The organism is Nocardia barduliensis (assembly GCF_013315795.1).
GTDB classification, from domain to species: domain Bacteria; phylum Actinomycetota; class Actinomycetes; order Mycobacteriales; family Mycobacteriaceae; genus Nocardia; species Nocardia barduliensis.
In genome coordinates, this window is record NZ_JABLTE010000123.1 from 1 (window position 1) to 19,646 (window position 19,646).

Genomic DNA, 19,646 nt, shown 5'->3' on the forward strand with positions numbered 1-19,646 from the left:
ACCTCCAGCAGCCCGCCCTCGGCGCGCCCAGCACCCACTGGCCGCAGCCGCCCGCCCCGGGCGCCAACTGGCAGCGCTGATGGGCGGTGCGCCTGCGGCCGGGTCCTGCGCTCGTTGCGCTCCTCGGGCACCGAAAACTTCAGCCCGGCCACTGCACTGGGGCTACCTGTCGAACCGGTGTGACGGTGGGGACCGGAGAGCTCGTCGCTCGCAGGGTATTCCAGGCGTCACCCGTTTTCGGTGACGGTGGTGTCGGGGTGGCGGCGGCTGGTGTCGGGCTTGACGAAGTGCCCGGTGATCGCCGAGCGGTCGCGCCGGTTGTCACCGTGGTGCGGTTCATCCTCGCCCAGCGTGGTTTTCGGATTTTCCGCTGCGGTTTCCTCGCTCACATATTCGCCGGTCTCGGCGGAACGATAACTCTTCTCGGCCACAAGATCCTCCTCGAACTTCTGATAGAAACCCTCATCAGGGGTACTGCGCGCAGTCCTTCACCGAATAGCACGTAGATGGCGCGAGAAACATCCACCGCCAGTCGGCCGGGGAAACCGGGCCACGGGCTGCCCGGATTCGACGCCAGTGCCGAAGAACGATGCAGGCAGCGCTGAGATCGACATGCGTTCGGCGGGTGGACGTTTAGCATTTCCGTATGCGCCGTTGGAGGTGGCTGCGGGCCGCACTGTGTCTGGTCGTACTGAGCGCTGGTGGATGTATCGGGGCGGTCGAGCGCGGCGACTTCGAGCATGATTTGCGGGCCCGGGGCGGCGGACTGGTGAACGGGCTGACGGAGTCGGCGGTCGCCGCGGTGCGAGAGCATCTGAAAATCACCGACTTCCAGGCTCACGTCATTCTGCTGACCGCGCCGAACTCCACGCGGTTCCGCGTGGTGCTGTCCGATCAGCCGGATCAGGTGACGCGGTTCCTCTCCGCGTGGCCGGATCCCACCGCGCGCCAAGCGGTCGTGCGATTGCGGGTGCGCGATCCGAACGGTTCCCGCAGGCTCGATGACTATTCGTTCACGCTCGGTGCGTTGAGTGCGCCTCAACCGGTGCGGGTTTCGGCCTTCGATAACCTCGACGCCGAGGGGTTCGCGATCAGCGAGGTGCCGGGACTCGCGCGCATCGAGGGCATCGTCGACACCGCCCTGGCTCGCAGCGAACTCGCCGACGGCGAGGTCACCGTGATGATCGTGAGCCGCTTCGGCCACGAGATCCGCATCGTCGCGAACGTGACCTCCCCGCGGACGGATATGGTCGCCGAGTTCGACCGCACCGGCGCGTTCCTTCGAATCCGGCAGGTGTGAGGCTATGACGCGACTGCTCACCACCGCGTTGTCGACCGGTGCCGTCGTCGGCATGTTCAGCACCGTGGTGCCCGTAGCGATCTGGCCTGGCGAAGCGAAACTCACTGCGCCGCTGTTCTGTTCGGAGCCCTACCGCGAACCCGTGGTCGTGTCCGACACCTACCACGACTCCGAGGGTACTTCGGTCGACTACACCCTCTACTGTGTGTCCGACCGTGGCGCGGTCACCGATGAGGGATTCATCCTGCCGTTCCTCGTCGTCATGGCGGTGCACATCGCGATCATCACCGCCGTGGCCCTCCTCGGCGGACTGTGGGTTCGTCGCAGCACTCCACCTCCCGCCGATCCGCTGACCACGGCATTCGAACCCCCCGTCTACGGATCACACGAGCCGGACCCCATTTGAACGCTCGGATCGAGTGGGCCGACCCGTTGATCACCCAGTCCGGCCATGGTTGCGGCGGGACGGTGACGGCGCTGGCGTGTTCTCCCGCCGAACGCAGACCGGCTCCGGGTTCAGGTGTCGGGGTCTTCGTCTTGGTCGGTGTTGGGGCCGGGGCCTGCCAGATTGCCGGATGCCTCGGATCGGCCCTCGATGATCCTCTTCTCTCGGGTGTTCGAGGTGGCGCGCGCGTCTTCCTCGTCGGTGCGGTCGTGGGGTCGATTCATGAGTGGTTCTCCTCGGCGGAGGCGGGCGCTCGTCGCTCGAGCAGCCGGTATTCGGTCTGAGGTCGTCCGAAATCGTGAAATGAGGTCGGTGTCTTGTTCGGCGGGATCGCGAACACTGCCTACCCCTCAACCAGCCGGGCAAACTGATGCTCGTGGCGCCTGCCGCTGCGTCGGCGCACCGATGACAACGTTCGTGCCGTCGAACCCGAGTTCAGGTCGCAACGCTCGGTGCATCGATCGTCGCCGCGCGGCGGTATGCCCCCGGAGCGACGCCGTAAGCGCGTTTGAACGCCTTGGCGAAAGCGAATTCGGAGGTGTAGCCGACCTGCGCGGCCACATTCCGCAGCGGAGCGTCGGATTCGCGGAGCATGCGTCCGGCGCTGGTCATTCGCCACCAGGTCAGATACGACACCGGCGGTTCGCCCACGAGCGCGGTGAACCGCTGGGCGAACACCGACCGGGACAGTCCATTTCGCGCCGCCAGCCGCTGCACCGTCCACGGGGTGGCTGGGCGGGCGTGCATGTCGCGCAACGCCTGGCCGACCGCCTTGTCGGCGAGCGCGCGCGCCCACCCCTGCGCATCGGCGCGCTCGTCCGCCCAGGTGCGCAGGATGTAGAGCAGCATCGCGTCGACCAGCGGGGGAACGATGCCGTCGCGGCCAGGTCGATCCTGGTCGAACTCGGTCGCCAGCAGGCCGACGAGCTGACCGAGTTCCGCGTTCCCCGCGGGCAGGTGCAGGAACTCGGGCAGTTCCCGCATCAGCGGATGCGGCCGCGTTCGATCGAGCTGGTAGGCGCCGCAGACCAGGATCGACCGCGCTCCAGAGCCGTCGACGCGGACATGGCCGATCGGTGAGCCGGGCTCCGAGCGTTCGGGAGCGAAATCGACCAGCGGGGTGTCCGGGCTGTCGGCGAGAGCGTGCGAGCTCCCCTTGCGGAGGAAGACCACATCGCCCGGGCTCAGCGCGAGAGGCTGGGTCCGGTCGGACAGCAGCCAGCAGGTGCCGCTGAGCACAACGTGGAAAGTCGTGCCGGTGACGCCCGAGAAACGCAGGCCCCACGGTGCGCGTACGTCGGTGCGGGCCGCGCGGGTCCGGCCCGTTCGCATCGCGGCGAGCGCGTCGGAGAGAACGTCCACAGTTCAGGACTCTAGGACATGTATCCCGGATTTTCAGGCATTCATCATCCTGGGTGGGCACCGTAAATTTCTCTTCGAACAACCGATCCGAGGAGAATTCGATGACTGTTCTGGTAGTCGGCGCGACCGGCAAGACCGGTAGGCCCGTGGTGGACGCGCTGGTGGGCCGCGGTGTCCAGGTCCGCGCGGCAAGCCGCAAGCCCGAAGCGGCGACTGCCGGGGTCGAGCCGGTGCGTTTCGATTGGGCCGACCGTTCCACTTGGGCCCCCGCGCTGCACGGCATCGACAGCTTGTACGTAGTCGGCCCGTACGCAGCGCCGGATGAACCCGGCCTTGTCGGTGATCTGCTGGCCGCCGCCGGGCAAGTGCGCAAAGTTGTGCTGCTGTCGGTGCTGGGCGTCGACCAGCTGCCCGACGCGATTCCGATGGCCGCATGGGAGCGGGACGTCCGCGCGTCGGGTATGGAGTGGACCATTGTGCGACCGAACTGGTTTCAGCAGAACTTCGGCGAGGGCTTCGCGGCGTCCCTGCGCGAGCACGGCGAGCTCGCGCTTCCGGCCGACGATGCCGTCGTCGGCTTCGTCGATACCCGTGACATCGCGGAAGTGGCGGTCGCCGCACTCGCCGAGGAGGGACATGCGGGCGCGATCCACATCGTCACCGGCCCGGCGGCCCTGACCCTGCGGCAGGTCACGCAGACCTTGGGCGAAGCCGCCGGCCGGGAATTGCGCTACACGGCCCTTCCGGCCGACCAGTTCGCCGACGGCCTGCGCACGGCCGGTCTGGACGAACGCTCGATCACCTGGCAGCTGGGCCTGTTCCGATTGATCCGCGACGGCGGCAACGCCGTGGTCACCGATACGGTCGAACGGATCACCGGTCACCCGGCACGAGATCTGGAGTCCTACGCCCGCGAGAACGCCGGCATATGGAGGTAACCCCGCCGAATATTCGACCGGCTCCAGGGGCGCTCGTCCCCGAGGCTCGTCGTGGCGGTGACGATCCTGCCCCCAGTATTGCGGTCGCCTACCGGTGCGAGCCGGTGGCTACGATACTTCCGAAATGGTTGGGCCAGAGGCAATTCCCTCGGAGCGATACGGAGATGTGCCACGGCCCCGGTCGCGTGGTAATAGTCGGCCATTGGTGGGACGCGTCGTGGAGATGCGCGCGCTCACCGCGGCCATGACGATCGCCGAAGACGGTGCAGCCGCGGCGATTTCGCTGGCGGGCGAGGCCGGGATCGGCAAGACCCGTCTGCTGGATGCTGCTTGCGACGCTGCGCGAGAGCGCGGCTTCCAGGTGCTCGTCGGCCGGTCGACCGAGCTGGAGCGGGAGATTCCGTACGCGGTGCTCTCCGATGCGCTCGATGACGCGGTGGGCTCGCTGCCCGAGCCGGAGTTGCGCGCGCTGGCGCCGCAGGACCTGACCCAGCTCGGGAGGCTTCTTCCGTCGTTACACCGATGGGCCGCGCCGGCACCGGACGAGACGACGATCGAGCGGCGGCGGTGCCATCACAGTGTGCGATCGGCCCTGCAACTACTGGTGACGCGTGCACCGATCGTACTGGCCCTCGACGACCTGCATTGGGCTGATCACGCATCGCTCGAAGTGCTTGCGTATCTGCTCCGCGGTGCGGTGCCCGGTTGCCTGCTGATTCTCACGCACCGCGCCGCGCAGCTCCCGGCCATTCACGCCGCCGCGCTGGGCCGTGCTTCCCGGGACGGGGTGCTGTCCGCGTTGGAACTCGGACCCCTGTCGCTCGCGGAGACAGCCGAGCTGTTGGGGGACCAGGCGCCCACCCACGAACTGTCGGATCTGCATCAGGAGTGCGGTGGTAACCCGTTCTATCTGCAAGAACTCGCTCGCGCACGCAGACGCGCCGGTGGCGGGTCCATCACACCGTGCCATCAGCCGCCCGGTCGCCGGGTTCCCGCGCTCATCCAGGCGACCCTGGAGCAGGAGATCCGGACGATGTCACCGTCGGCGCAGTGCCTGCTGCGCGCCGCCGCGGTGGCCGGAGAACCGTTCGATCTCGACTTGGCGGTCGAGATCAGCGCTCTGACCGGTGCGGAAACGACATCGGCCATCGATGAGCTGGTGGCGTCACAGTTGGTGCAAGCTACGCGGGTGAGTGGCCGGTTGGCGTTTCGGCATCCACTGATCCGGCACGCGGTCTACGAACAGATCGGTTACGGCTGGCGGCGCGAGGCACATCGTCGCGCGGCGGTGGCACTGGCGGTGCGGGGCGCCGATCTGTCGATCCGCGCACATCACCTCGAGCACAGCAGCACGGTTGGTGACGAGGAGACGATAAAAGTCCTGTCCGAAGCCGGGAAAAGCGCGGCGGCGCGCGCGCCGCTCACCGCCGCCCGCTGGTTTCGAGCGGCGTTGCGCCTGCTACCTGCCGCCGCCCCCGACGCGCGCCGGCTCGAGTTGGTGATCGCCTTGGCCGACGCGCTGAATTCGTGTGGTCGGCTCCGCGACAGTCGAGAAGTACTGGGCGAGGCGCTTGCCGAATCCGCCGCCGAAGCCTCCCGCGCCGATCGCGCGCGAATGATGGTGATGCTCGCGGCGACCGAGCAAGGATTGGGATACCCGGCCGAAGGCCATCGTCTGCTGTCCGCCGCGTTGGAACTCGTGGACCCGAACGGTGTCGAAGCGGCTTCCTACCGGTTGGAGCTGGCGAAAAGTCACATGGTGTGTGGTGAGTGGGACCAAGCCATGGCTATCGCGACCGAGCTGATGCAGGCTGCCCGATCGCGCACCGACCGCCGCCTGCACCTGCTCGCGACCGCCGCCAACGCCTACATGGGGACCACGCTGTTGGATTCCCGTCTCCGGTTCGGCTCGGACTCGCTCGATTCAGCCGCCCGAATACTGAACTCGCTCACCGATCGCGAGATCGCGCCCGAATTGCTCAGCGGGTTCACCGACGTGATGTTCGCGGCTGTGTCCTACGAGCGCTGGTCCGTCGCCATCGATCACGCCGATCGGGGCATCAGGTTGTGCCGGGAGACCGGATACGGCCGGCACATGGTCGACCTTCTGCATCTGCAGGCGGTGGCGCTGCTGGTGCAGGGAAAGCTGGAACGTGCTCTCGCGGTGGTCGAGGAAGCGGTGGAAACCGCTCTGCTGCTGGACAATCCGCCGATGACCGCGATGACCGAAGCGACGCGCTGCTGGGCGCTGTCGCTGCTCGGACGCCGAGACGAAGCGCTCGCCACGGGCGCTCGCGCCGTAGAGATCGCCGCCAAGGCGCCGCAGGGCGTGAACTCCCATCATCCGCCGTTGACATACGGTGCCGCCTTGATCGAAGTGGGCGAGTATGCGCGTGGGCGGGAGCAGATCGTGACCGGTGGAGGATACGGCGATCTCGACAAGGTGGCCCCCACAACGCTGTCCTACTGGCTGCGTCATCTGGTGGACGCCGAAGTGGAATTGGGCAACCTCGATGCCGCGCGGAGCGTGACCCGGCATCTGGAGGCCATCGCCGACGCCGCGGCGATGATGCCCATGCGAGTGGGCGACGCTCGATACGCGCGGGCTCGTCTCGAGTTCGCGCAGGGGAGTGGGCGATCCGCGGCGCGGCTGGCTCGGGATGCGGTGCGCCTGTACGAGAAGAGCGGCACGCCGATCGATGCCGCGCGGGGGCGCCTGCTGCTGGGACGTGTGCTCGCGGATTCCGGCGATGCCGCTGCCGCCCAGCGTGAATTGGATGCCGCGCTGACGATAGCGACCGCGCACAAGGCGGCCGAGCTGGCGGCCCTTGTCCGGGAAATCCGCGCCCGGCTCGAGGAGCCCTCGCCCGGCCCGGAGCGCTCGCCCGGCACACCCGTCTCCGCTTTCGACGGTCTCACCGGTCGCCAGCGGGAAATCGTCAGTCGGGTGATCCGAGGGATGACGAACCGGCAGATCGCCGAGGAGTTGTTCGTCAGCGAGAAGACCGTCGAGGCGCACCTGTCCCGGCTGTTCGCCAAGTTGAACGTCTCCTCGCGGGCCGCGCTGGCCGCTCGCGCCGCGGTGGAGTCCGAGCTCCGGCCGTGATCACGGGCACAGGGCCCCTTACTCGGCGGGGCGACATCTGGAATGGCGACCCTCCGCGAGCTTCCACGGATCAACTGCTGCGTGAAGCTGCCCGATCGTGCAGGTCCGATCGGCTTGTCGTTGAACTGTTTCACGATTGAATCATTTGAATCGGGTGCATAAGAAGTGCGACAGCAGGCTGCCGTCCACGTGTGATTCACATTTCGTCTCGGCACCGGCGTTACACCGGGGCTATCGCCGATTGTCGGTGTCTACGGCATATATAGGGTTTCCCCTACTTGCCCCCGAGGGTCTCGGTTGACGACACTGCCAGTACAGGCCACTGCTCCAGGAGTATCCATGAACGCGGCGATGTCACAGGGCGGCGCGTGTTTTCCCGCAGTGTCGGCCGAATCTTTTTCGGACGGATATATCCATGCTGGGCTGCGGTCGCGCGAATTGCGGCGCGCCTATGTCGCGAGCATGTCCGCGAGTCGCCGCCAGAAGTCGCCGACCTCCATGACGGGGACCGCGTGAGCGTCGGCAGGTGACTTACGGGCCGCAGCCGGGCGCTCGGTGGGTGGAATCGAATGGTCGTACGAGTTTGCGGAGGGTGTCGTGCAGAGTGGTGGTTCGGGGCGGGGTGCGAGCGAGTTCGTCGGCCGGGATGCGGAATTGCGCAGGATCGAGACCATGGTGCGCAATGGCGTCCGGATGATCACTCTCACCGGTCCTGGTGGGGTGGGTAAGACCAGCCTCGCCGAGCGTGCGCTGAGTGAGTTTTCGCGATCGTCGGATCACCGCGTGTTCTGGACGCGGCTGGCCGATCTGGCACGGGACTGCGACCTCGAGGCCGTCGCGGCCCAAGTGCTGGCGTCGGCGGAGGGCGCCTCGTGTTCCGGGCGTTCGCCGGTGGCGGAGCTGGCGGACACACTGGCCCCCGCGCGCGGCGGGGCCGCGGTGTTGGTGCTCGACAGTTGCGAGCATGTGCTGGCCGGGGTGGCGGGGCTGGTGGCGAAATTGCTCGAAGTCGTTCCCGCGCTGACGATCCTCGCGACCAGCAGGGAAAACGTCGGCTGGGTAGACGAGCACCTCGTCACCGTCCCGCCGCTGTCCACCACGCACGCGGTGGAGGTGTTCCGCAGGCGTGCCGACCGTATCGGACGCCCGCTGCGCGGTGATCCCGAGGAACTCGCGATCGCGGCCCGGATCTGCCGTGCGGTGGAGAACAATCCGCTGTTCGTCCGCCTGGCCGCTGCCCGGCTACGGCACCGGCCACTGACGGGTGTGCTGCGGGAACTGACCGGGGATGACGACGATATGCGGTTGCGGTGGTCGCGTGGCGTCGTGGTCGGTACCGACTCCCGTCATCTGGGTGTCCGCGAGGCGATCGCCTGGTCCTATGAGCTTTGCGACACATCCGAGCGCGCACTGCTGGAACGTATGTCGGTGTTCGCTCCCGGTTCCGACGATGCCGCGGCCGCCGCGGGGGAGATGCGCGACGGTGTGGAGTCGGCGGACGTCACCGCGGTATGTTCCGGCGACGGCGTGCTCGCCCCGCATCAGGTGCCGCGTCTGCTGGAACGGCTGGCGGACAAGTCCCTGGTCGGCATGCGCATGACGGCTACCACGGTGCGGTACCACCTGGTCGGCAGCGTCCGCCTGTTCGCGTGGGAACGCCTGTGCGCGGCGGACCCGGATCGAGCGGCCGGGCTGCGGCGCAGACATCGCCGGTACTTCCGGGACGGCTTGCGCGCCGTGCGGGAGACCGGGACCGGGCCGCACGGGCGAGACGGGATGGGGTGGGTCCGTGGCGCCATGGGCGATATCGCCGGCTCCGTCGAGACCAGTCTGTCCGATGCGGCTGAGGCGATGGTCGGGCTGGAGATCGCGAGCACACTGCTCTCCGTGCTGTCGTCGGCGGAGCGGACACCGGCGGGCGACGAGCTTGTCTCGGCCTGGGCGGAATCGACTTCGGCGCTGGCGTCCGGTGACTACGACGTGGCCCGCGAGGCGCTGCGCCGGCTTTCGCCGGACAGCGGGCACGCCGACAGCGAATACGCCGTGCCCGCCTCGTCGTCGGTCGCGCGGTCGCGGTGGAGCGAGCTCACCCCCGCCGAGTCCGAGGTGGCCTTGCTGGCGGCGGCAGGCTGGGCCAATCGTGAGATCGCGGTGCGCCGCGGCGCGTCGGTGCGGACGGTGGACGCTCAGCTGGCCGCCGTCCGGCACAAGCTGATGGTCGCCTCTCGCACCGAGATCGTGCGATACGTACCCCTAGAGGTCGCGCAGCGGGTGCGTCGCGAATCCACCGCGCGGCGCCGCGCGTGATCCGCGACGATCACGCCGAGCCCTCTCGTCCGCTGGACCTTCCGACAGTGAAGGGCAGCGGCGCAGGTACGCGATCGGCGGGGATGTGCAGGGATATGCCAGTGCTCGCCCTCGGACGGATCCCGTGGCGAGAGCGTCTCGAGCCCGGCGCGGGCGAAGCAGCAGGGTCCGGCGGCTGAGGACCAGCCACCGGCTCGACTCATCGCTCCTGCTCGTACGACACGACCTGGGACACCTTTGTCAGTACTTCGGCGATCTGGGCGAGTCCACTCGTCGTCGTCATCTGCCAGTGTGTAGTGGATACGGCGTGGTTGTGCACGGCCCCGTCGACGATCTCCGCCCAGATCGTCGCGCCGACGCAGCCTGTCGGATCGTCCAGGGCGGCGGTGAAATAGTGCACGTCGCCGTGGTAGACCGCTGGGTGGTAAGCGCCGCGCAACACCACGGAATGCACGGCGGCGTCGAGTATCCGGCTCACACGGTCGGCCCCGAAGGAGGCGAACGGCTCGGGAAGCTCGGTCAGTTTCTGCGGGAGCGTGGTCCAATCCAGGTCGGAGGCGGCGCCGAGGTCCCCGGCGGCTTCGCCGAGCAGACCGCCGATGAGTTCGGCGACCGGTACCTGCCCGGCGTCGGTGACCACGGTGCCGGGCGGGTCGGCCAGGTAACTGTCCATCACCGCCAGCAGGGCGACTCGCTCGCCGTCGCGTTGCAGTCGCACCGCTATCTCGTGGGCGAGGACGCCGCCGAAGGACCACCCGAGCAGGTGGTAGGGGCCTTTCGGTTGCACCGATCGTATGAGCTCCACGTAGCGGGCCGCCCATTCCTCGATCGAGTCCGGCATCGCCGCGTCGGCTGCCAGCACTGGGGTCTGTAGCCCGTAGAGAGGTCGCTCGGGGTCGAGGTAGGCGGCCAGGCCCGCGTAGGACCAGGAGATGCCGGACACCGGGTGCACGCAGAACAGCGGCGCGGCCGATCCTGCCGGGCGCAGTGGCAGCAGCATGTCGAACGCCGCCTCGGTGACGACGCCGCCGCCGGCGCGGCGGGCCAGATCGGCGACCAGTCCGCCGGGCGTCGGCGCCGTGAACACTCGCATCACCGGCACTTTCGTGCCCAGCACCGTCGACAGCCGCGCGGTCAGCTTGGCGGCGATGAGCGAGTTGCCGCCGCGTTCGAAGAAGTTGTCGTCCATGCCGAAGCGCTCGACGCCGAGCACCTCGGCGAACGCGGCGGCCACGGATCGTTCCACCGGAGTGGTGGGCGCACGGAACACCCGCGCACCGAACTCGGGGGCAGGCAGCGCGCGCCGGTCGAGCTTTCCGTTGACGGTCAACGGGATGGCGTCGAGCACCACGATCGCGGCGGGCACCATGTAACCGGTGAGGAAATCGGCGACCCGGGTGCGGAGTTCGGCCGGGTCCAGACGCACGCCCGCCTCGGGCAGAACGTATCCGACCAGCTGATCTCCCAGCGCCGGTTCGGCGCGCACCACCGCTACCGCCTGGCTCACTCCCGTGCACCGCAGCAGCGCCGTTTCGATCTCCCCGAGTTCGATGCGGAAACCACGCAACTGCACCTGCTGGTCACCACGCCCGGAATACGTCAGTCCTGGCTCGTCACCGGAGCCGAGCCAGCGGGCGAGATCACCCGAGCGGTACATCCGCGAGCCCGGCGGCCCGAACGGATTCGCCACGAACCGGGTTGCCGTGAGCCCCGGCCGCCCCAGATAACCGCGCGACACCTGGCCACCGGCGACGTGAATCTCCCCGGGTGTCCCCACCGGCACCGGATGTAACCGCTGATCCAGCACATAGGTGTCCAGGCCGGGCAGGGCTCTGCCGATGAGACTGAGCGGGGTGTTGATCAGGTCCGCGCCGACCTGCAGGAACGACACGTGCACGGTGGTCTCCGTGATGCCGTACATATTGACCAGTCGCGGCGCATCGTCAGGGTGGCGTTCGTACCAGCGTCGCAGCTGCCGCAGATCCAGCGCCTCACCGCCGAAGATCACGTAGCGCAGCGTCAACTCGCCCGTTGCGGCCTCCCGGTCGGCTTCGGCGAGCTGGTAGAAGGCCGACGGGGTCTGATCGAGCACCGTCACACGTTCGCGAATCAGCATCTCCCGCAGCAGATCCGGGGAACGCGACATCGCGTGGTCGACGATCACGACGCTGCCGCCGGTGGCCAGGGCGCACCACAACTCCCACACCGAGAAGTCGAACGCGAACGAATGGAACAACGTCCACACGTCGTGCTCGTCGAACCCGAACAGCGGGCCGGTGTTGGTGAACAACTCCACCACGTTCCGGTGCGTCACACCGACGCCCTTCGGCACACCCGTGGACCCGGAGGTGTAGATGACGTAGGCCAGGTTGTCCGGCCGCAACGGCGCCACCCGCTCGGCGTCGGTGACCGGAGCGTCGGAGAACTGCGCTGCCTGTTCCAGCAACACGATCGGCAAAGCCGTTGCGGGCAGGTCCGTTCGCTGCCCGGCAGTGGTCAGGACACAGACCGGCGCCGCGTCCTCCAGCACGAATGCCAGCCGCTGCGCCGGGTAGGCGAGATCGATCGGCAGGTATGCCGCGCCTGCGATGAGCACGCCGAGCAGTGCGGCGGGCAGCTCGTCGGTCCGTGCGACGGCGACGGCGACGAGCGCTTCCGGCCCCGCCCCCGCCGCGATCAACGCGCGAGCGATCCGATTCGCGCGCCGCTGCAATGCGCCGAAGCTCACCGTGGCCGAGTCGAATCGGACGGCTGTCGCCTCAGGCCGACGCCGCGCCTGCTCGCCGACCAGCTCCGGCAGCGTCGCGACACGCGCCGAGACGGGGGACACCGCTGCTTTCTCCAGCAGGATCGTGCGCTCGGGTGCGCTGAGCAGATCTATGTCGCCGACCGGCACGGCCGGGTCGGCGGCCACCGCCGTCAGGATGCGACCGAAACGATCCGCGAAGCGCTGGACGGAAGCGTCCTCGAAAAGGTCACTGGCGAAGGAGAACTCCGCGTACATGCCTACCTCGTCGCCAGAACCGGAATCGAGGGCCGCGGTGTTCTCCCGCACGCTCAGGGACAGATCGAACTTCGCGGTGCCCATCTCGAAGTCGACCGCCTCCACTTGCAACCCGGGCAGCTCGAATCGTTTCCCGGGCAGATTGTCGAAGGTCAGCGACACCTGGAACAGCGGGTGACGGGCGGTCGAGCGTTGCGGATTGAGCAATTCCACCAGGCGCTCGAAAGGCAGGTCCGCATGGGCGAATGCCGATAGGTCCGCGCTCCTGGTACGGGCGAGCAACTCCGCGAAGGTCAGCTCACCCGGCACCTGCGTCCGCAACACCAGGGTGTTGACGAACATGCCGATCATGTCGTCGAACTCGGGCTCACCGCGTCCGGCCACCGGCGTGCCGATCGCGACGTCGTCGGTGCCGGACACGCGCGCGAGCAGCACCGCGAAGGCGGCGTGCACGACCATGAACAACGTGACATGGTGTTGCTGGGCCAGTGACCGCAGGTCGCGATACAACTCGGCGTCGACGGTGAATGCGACACGGCGACCGGCGTAGGACTGCACCGGGGGCCGGGGACGGTCGGTCGGCAGCGGCAGTTCGTCGGGCAGCCCAGCCAGCGTCGAACGCCAGTATTCGATCTGACCGGAGAGGGGACTGTCCGGATCGTCCTCCGAGCCGAGGGCTTCGCGTTGCCAGAGCCCGTAATCCGCGTACTGCAGCGGCAGCGGCGCCCAACTCGGTGCGACGCCGGCGCCGCGTGCGGTGTAGGCGAGCATCACGTCCCTGGTCAGCGGGCCCATCGACCATCCGTCGGCGCTGATGTGGTGGGCCACGAGGACCAGGACGTGTTCGTTATCGGACAGCCGCAGCAGCGCGGTGCGGAACGGGACTTCGACGGTCACGTCGAATCCTCTCGCGACGACCGCGCCGATTTCCTCGGCGAGTTCGTCGGTGCGGACCGGCGTGGGCAGCAGCCCGATCGGAATATCGGACGGGTCGTGCACACGCTGTACCGGGCCCGCGGGAGTCTGCGGATAGGTGGTACGCAACGTCTCGTGCCTGTGCACGACATCGGTGACAGCCTGCTGGAGGGCGGCCAGGTCCAGTCGGCCGGTCAGCCGGACGGCGACCGGGATGTTGTCGACCACGGAGGCGGTGTCGAACTGGTTGAGGAACCACATGCGCTGCTGAGCCAGCGACAGTGGGATCCGTTCCGGCCGTGGACGGGCCACGATCGGTTTGCCTCCGCCGCGGCCTGCGCGCTGTGCGGCTTTCACGGCGAGTCCGGCGACCGTCGCGGCTTCGAAAATTGTGCGGACAGGGATGCGGGTGTCCAGTGCCGCGCCGATACGCGCGGCGACCTGGGTCGCCAACAGCGAGTTACCGCCGAGCGCGAAGAAGTCGTCGTCCGCGCCGACGCGTTCGACACCGAGCACCTCGGCGTACACCGAGGCCACGATCTCCTCGATCGGGGTCGAGGGTGCACGGAACGCCTGAACCTCGAACTCCGGCTCCGGCAACGCCTTGCGATCCAGCTTGCCGTTCACATTCAACGGCAACGCATCCAGCACCACGAACGCCGCAGGCACCATATACGAGGGCAGATTCGCGGTGAGTTCGGCCTTCACCCGCGCCACATCGACACCGGTTTCGGCATCTGCAGCGACCAGGTAGGCCACCAACCGGTCACCGGTCTTCGGATCGGACTTCGCGATCACGGCGGTTTGCGCGATTTCCGGCAACGCCAGCAGCGCGGCTTCGATCTCACCGAGTTCGATACGGAAACCACGGATCTTCACCTGGAAGTCCGTACGACCCCGGTACTCGAGCTCACCGTGGCTGTTCCACGCGACCAGGTCACCGGTGCGATACATCCGGGCACCCGGCTGGAACGGGTTGGCCACGAACCGATCCGCCGTCAAATCAGCGCGACCGAAATAGCCACGCGCCAACTGCGCACCAGCGAGGTACAGCTCACCGGAAACCCCGTCCGGGACCGGCCGCAACCGTCCGTCGAGGACGTAGACCTGGCTGTTCCATTCCGGCGCACCGATCGACACCGACATCTCATCAGCGAGGGTGACGCGGTGGCTGGTGATCGACACCGCCGCCTCGGTCGGACCGTAGAGGTTGAACAGTTCGGTGCGCGGGTTCTCCCGCAGGAACCGCTGCGCCAGCGAACCCGGCAACGCTTCACCGATCGCCAGCACCCGCCACAGCGAGTTCGGCATACCGGCGGTCAGCAGCGCATCCAGCATCGAGGGCACCACATGCAACGTGGTGACCCACTCGCGTGCCATCAACTCGTTCAAGTACGCCGGATCCCGGTGACCGTCCGGCGCGGCGATCACCAGACGGCCACCACACACCACCGCCGACCAGAACTCCCACACCGACAAGTCGAACGTCGCGGGCGTCTTCAACAGAATCGCATCCGCCGCGTCGAGACCGAACTCGACGTTCTTCCACTGCAACTGATTCGCGATCGCCCCATGCGGCACCGCCACACCCTTCGGCCGACCCGTCGAACCCGAAGTGAAGATCACATACGCCGTGTTCTCCGGACGCAACGGCGCAACCCGATCGGCATCGGTGACCGGCCTGGCGTCCACACCCGACGAATCGAGTTCATCAATCCGCACCACCGGCGCGACGTCGGTGTCGAACTGCGCCTCGGCATTGGACAACACACATACCGGTGCCGCCGTCTCGAGGATGTAGCTGGTGCGCTCGGCAGCCTGATCCGGATCCACCGGCACATACCCACCACCGGACTTCGCCACCGCATACATCGCCACAATCAGATCCACCGACCGCCGCAACGCCAACGCCACCCGCGACTCCGGACCCACACCCAACGAGATCAGATGCCGCGCAAGACGATTCACCCGCGCATCGAGCGCACCGTAGGTGATCGACTCGCCGTCCTCGGTGACGAGCGCGACTTCCTTCGGCCCGGCCGCCACCGTGGCGTCCAGCAGCGACACCAGCGTGGCCGAGGCATCGACCGGGCGCTGCGTGGCATTGCGCCGCAGCAGGATGTCCGCGCGCTCGGCGTCGTCCAAGATCTCGATGTCGGCGACCACGGTCTTCGGAGCCCGCGCGACTGTCTCCAATACCCGCGTCAGTCGCGCGGCGATGGCAGTCGCTGTCGAGGCGTCGAAGAGATCGTCGGCGTAGGTGAGAAAACCGTGGACACCGGCGGCCGCGCCGGACTCGGCATAGGTGTCGGCGACGATCAGGTGGAGGTCGAACTGCGACAGGCCGGTGTCCAGATCCACACCCGACACCGACAGTCCCGGCAGCTCCAGGCTCGCGTCGGCGAGGTTCTGGAACGAGAAGCCCACCTGGAACAGCGGGTGCCGCGCGGTGGAGCGCACCGGATCGAGCACCTCGACCAGCCGCTCGAACGGCACGTCGGCGTGGGCGAAGGCCTGGATGTCGGTCTCGCGCTGACGGGCCAGCAGATCGGTGAACGCCTCACCCGCCTCGACCCGGGTGCGGAACACGAGGGTGTTGACGAACATGCCGATGAGGTCGTCCAGCACGGCTTCGCCGCGGCCCGCGATCGGAGTGCCGATGGCCACGTCGTCGGTCCGCGCGAGCCGGGACAGCAGCACGGCGAAGGCGGTGTGCACCACCATGAACAGGGTGGCGCCGTGCTCGTGGGCCAGCTCGACCAAGGCCCGATGGGTCGCGGCGTCGACGCGGACCGGCACCTTGCCACCGGCGAACGACTGCACGGCCGGACGCGGCCGGTCGGTGGGCAGATCGAGTTGATCCGGCAACCCGGCCAGCGCCTGCCGCCAGTAGTCGATCTGCTCGGCGGCCTGCGAATCCGCGTCGCTTTCCGAACCGAGGAGTTCGTGTTGCCAGAGGCTGTAGTCGGCATACTGCACAGGCAGCGGCGTCCAGGTCGGCGGCGTGCCCGCCACGCGCGCGCCGTAGGCGACCATCAGGTCCGTTGTCAGCGGACGCAGCGAGAAGCCGTCGGCGCTGATGTGATGTACCACCATGGCGAGCACCTGTTCGGCGGGTCCGGAACGATCCGCACCGGTCACCTGGAACATCGTCACCGCGACGGGAACCTCGACGGTGACATCGAAGGTGGTCGAGAGGAACTCGGCCAATGCCGATTCCAGGTCACCGGGCGCTACGGTCCGGACGTCCAACCGTGGCACGGCCTGCTCCGGCGGAAGCACCACCTGCGCCGGGCCCTGCGTGGTCTGCGGGTAGACCGTGCGCAGTATCTCGTGTCTGGTCACCACGTCCGCGATGGCGGCGCGCAGGGCGGCTACCTCGAGCGCTCCGGTCAGCCGCACCGCCAGTGGAACGTTGTAGGCCGCCGAGCGGGTGTCGAACTGGTTGATGAACCACATCCGCCGCTGTGCCGAGGAGAGCGGAATGTGTTCGGGCCGTTGACGAGTGGTGAGCAGCCCACGGCCACCGGTGCCCGCGAGCTCGGCCAGCCGGGCGGCGAGCGCGGTGACTGTCGATGCCTCGAACAGCATCCGCACCGGCACCCGAGCTTCGAGCAGCACCCCGAGCCGCGCTGCCGCCCGGGTGGCGATCAGTGAGTTGCCGCCCAGGCGGAAGAAATCGTCATCCGCTCCGATCGGTTCGGTGCCGGTCAAGAGGTCGGCGAACACGTCGGCGACGGTCTGTTCCAGCGGCCCGGAGGGCGGCCGGTACGGCGCGGTCGGCAGCTGGGGCTCCGGCAGAGCGCGCCGGTCCAGCTTGCCCACCGGGGTCAATGGAATGTGGTCGAGGACGACGACGGCCGTGGGCACCATGTGGGCCGGGAGCAGGCGTGCCGCATCGTCCAGGAGTGCCGCGGTGTCGATGGACGCGTCCGGTGCGGGCAGCACGTAGGACACGAGGACCGTCGCACCGGAACCGGCCGCACGGCCGAGCGTGACCGCGAAGTCGATGTCCGGACGGCTGGTGAGCAGCGCGTCGATCTCGCCCGGCTCGATCCGGAAGCCGCGCACCTTCACCTGGAAGTCGTTGCGGCCGACGTATTCCAGAACGGTCTGGCTGTCTGCTCGGCGCCGTCGCACGACATCGCCGCTGCGGTACAGCCGTGCGCCGGGCGGTCCGTACGGGTCGGCGATGAAGCGGGCGGCGGTCAGCGCGAAGCGGTCGTGGTAGCCGCGGGCGAGCTGGTCGCCACCGAGATACAGTTCACCGGCGACGCCGTCCGGCACCGGGCGCAGCCTGGCGTCGAGTACCAGAGCGCGCACGCCCCGGATCGGCCCGCCGATCGTCACCGGCTCCGCGGGGCGCAGCGGCTCGCTGATATTGGTCATGATCGTGGTCTCGGTCGGACCGTAGCCGTTGTAGAACTCGCGGGTCCGCCTGCCGGAGATCGGCCGCACCCAGCGCCGCACCAGCTCCGGTGGACAGGCCTCGCCACCGGCGATCACCACCCGCAGCCGATCCAGCCCGGCCGGGTCCACCGATGCCAGCGCGGCGGGCGTGACGAACGCGTGGGTCACCCGTTCGCGGCGCAGCAACGCGGTCAGATCGTCGCCGCCGTAGACGGCCGGTGCGACCACCACCATGGTCGCCGCGCCGCCGACGGCCAGCAGCAACTCCAGCACCGACGCGTCGAACGATGGCGAGGCGAAATGCAGTGTGCGCGAGGCGGTGGTCACGCGATAGCGTTCGCGCTGCTCCGCGCAGAAACCCGGCAGGCCCGCGTGGGTGACGACCACCCCTTTCGGCGTACCCGTGGAGCCGGAGGTGTAGATGACGTAGGCGGCGTGCTCCGGCCGCAATGCTCGCGTCCGATCCCGGTCGGTGATCGGGTCGCTGGACTGTTCGCCGAGTTCGCGCGCGAATTCGGCGGAGTCGATGACCAGCCACTCGACCTGTCCGCCGGGTAGGTCCTCGCGCGTCGCATCGACGGTCAGTCCGAGCGCCGCGCGCGCGTCCGACACCATGTGGGCGACACGGTCGCGCGGATAGTTCGGGTCGACGGGGACGAAACACGCGCCGGTCTTCGCGATGGCCCACACCGCGAGCACCGACTCCGGTGATCGAGGGATTCCCACGGCCACCGCGTCTTCCGGGCCGATGCCGCGGGCGATCAGCGATCGCGCCAATCGGGTGGATTGCTCGTCGAGTTCCACGTAATCCAGCTGGGCCAGTGTCTCGGAGCCGTCGGCGAAGATCACCGCGACACCGTCGGGGTTCGCCTCCGCGGCGGCGGTCAGCAGATCCGGCAGGAGCTCGACGGTCGCCGAGCGGCCCGGCGGAGTCGCCACCCGGCCCACGGATACCGCGTGGCGCGCCTCTTCCGCGTCGAGGATGTCGATGTCCCACACCCGGGTCGACGGCTCGTCCGCTACCGCGGTGAGGATCCGCTCGAACCGGGCCAGGAAAGAGCGGACGGTCGATTCCTCGAAAAGGTCGGTGGCGTAGGCGAAGACAACCGCCAGTTCGGCGGGTTCGCCCGCCGAGTCGCGTGGTTCGATGATCACTTGCAGGTCGAACTTGGCGGTGACCTCGCCGGTGTCCAGCGCGGTGACGGTCAGGTCCGGTAGTTGCAGGCTGGGCTGCTCGAGGTCCTGGAATGACAGCATCACCCGGATGAACGAATCGGCCGTGGCGCTGAGCGCGGGAACGGCCTCCGCCGCCACCCGCTCGAATGGGACGTCCGCGTTGGCGAAGGCCGAGAGAGCGACTTCGCGGGACTGTTCGACCAGTTCGTGAAAGGTTGCGGCGGGGTCGACGTCGACGCGCAGGGCCAGCGTGTTGACGAACATGCCGACCAGGTCGTCCAGTGCTCGTTCGCCGCGTCCGGCGACCGGTGTGCCGATGACGGTGTCGGTGCCGCCGGACAGCCGTGCCAGCAGCGTGGCGAGGGCCGCGTGGACCACCATGAACAGGGTCGCGTTGTGTTCGCGGGCGATCCGGGCCAGTCGGTGGTGGACATGGTGCGGGATGGTGACGGAGGTTGTCGCGCCACGCGTCGTCGGCTCGGCCGGGCGAGGGTGGTCGGTGGGGAGTTCCAGCGGTCCGGTGAGCCCGGCTAGCTGGTCGTGCCAATACGACAACTGTTGTGTCGCAGGGGAGGACGGATCGCTGTCGGAGCCGAGTGTGGTGTGTTGCCAGAGGGCGTAGTCGGCGTATTGGACCGGCAGCGGCGCCCAGTCCGGCGCGTTGCCGTCGTGGCGGGCGAGGT

9 protein-coding genes are annotated in these 19,646 nt (G+C 68.3%); 5 read left to right on the forward strand and 4 right to left on the reverse strand.

The genetic code is table 11. The features are described 5' to 3' along the window. Positions 1-227: 227 nt before the first annotated feature. Entirely contained in the window at positions 228-431 is a 204-nt protein-coding gene (locus tag HOV91_RS33340) for a hypothetical protein (protein ID WP_174189244.1), read from the reverse strand. Positions 432-646: 215 nt separating this feature from the next. Between HOV91_RS33340 and HOV91_RS33345 the strand changes: the two genes are divergently transcribed. Together HOV91_RS33345 and HOV91_RS33350 are read left to right on the forward strand one after the other, a co-directional pair. Further along, positions 647-1,300, forward strand: coding sequence for a hypothetical protein (locus tag HOV91_RS33345; protein ID WP_174189245.1), 654 nt, complete (start codon positions 647-649; stop codon positions 1,298-1,300). Between the two features lie 4 nt (positions 1,301-1,304). Then, on the forward strand, positions 1,305-1,706 hold the full coding sequence (locus HOV91_RS33350; protein ID WP_174189246.1) for a hypothetical protein: 402 nt from the start codon (positions 1,305-1,307) through the stop codon (positions 1,704-1,706). Positions 1,707-1,816: 110 nt separating this feature from the next. Here HOV91_RS33350 and HOV91_RS33355 read toward each other — a convergent pair whose 3' ends face one another. Beyond that, positions 1,817-1,969 carry a hypothetical protein gene (locus HOV91_RS33355; RefSeq protein WP_174189247.1) on the reverse strand — a complete coding sequence of 51 codons (153 nt, stop codon included), beginning with the start codon at positions 1,967-1,969 and terminating at the stop codon, positions 1,817-1,819. A 211-nt stretch (positions 1,970-2,180) separates the two neighbouring features. Further along, positions 2,181-3,107, reverse strand: a complete 927-nt coding sequence (locus HOV91_RS40935) for an AraC family transcriptional regulator (protein WP_174189248.1) — start codon at positions 3,105-3,107, stop codon at positions 2,181-2,183. Positions 3,108-3,208: 101 nt separating this feature from the next. Here HOV91_RS40935 and HOV91_RS33365 point away from each other — a divergent pair, with 101 nt between their 5' ends. The 3 genes from HOV91_RS33365 (at position 3,209) to HOV91_RS40940 (ending at position 9,458) form a co-directional block, all read left to right on the forward strand. Next, positions 3,209-4,045, forward strand: coding sequence for an NAD(P)H-binding protein (locus tag HOV91_RS33365; protein WP_174189249.1), 837 nt, complete (start codon positions 3,209-3,211; stop codon positions 4,043-4,045). Between the two features lie 166 nt (positions 4,046-4,211). Further along, complete coding sequence (locus HOV91_RS33370) at positions 4,212-7,151, forward strand: helix-turn-helix transcriptional regulator (protein ID WP_174189250.1); 2,940 nt, start codon at positions 4,212-4,214, stop codon at positions 7,149-7,151. A 597-nt stretch (positions 7,152-7,748) separates the two neighbouring features. After that, entirely contained in the window at positions 7,749-9,458 is a 1,710-nt protein-coding gene (locus HOV91_RS40940) for an ATP-binding protein (protein ID WP_174189251.1), read from the forward strand. Between the two features lie 199 nt (positions 9,459-9,657). Here the strand turns inward: HOV91_RS40940 and HOV91_RS33380 are convergent. After that, positions 9,658-19,646, reverse strand: a 9,989-nt coding sequence (locus HOV91_RS33380; protein WP_174189252.1) for a non-ribosomal peptide synthetase, incomplete at its 5' end; no start/stop codon positions are given.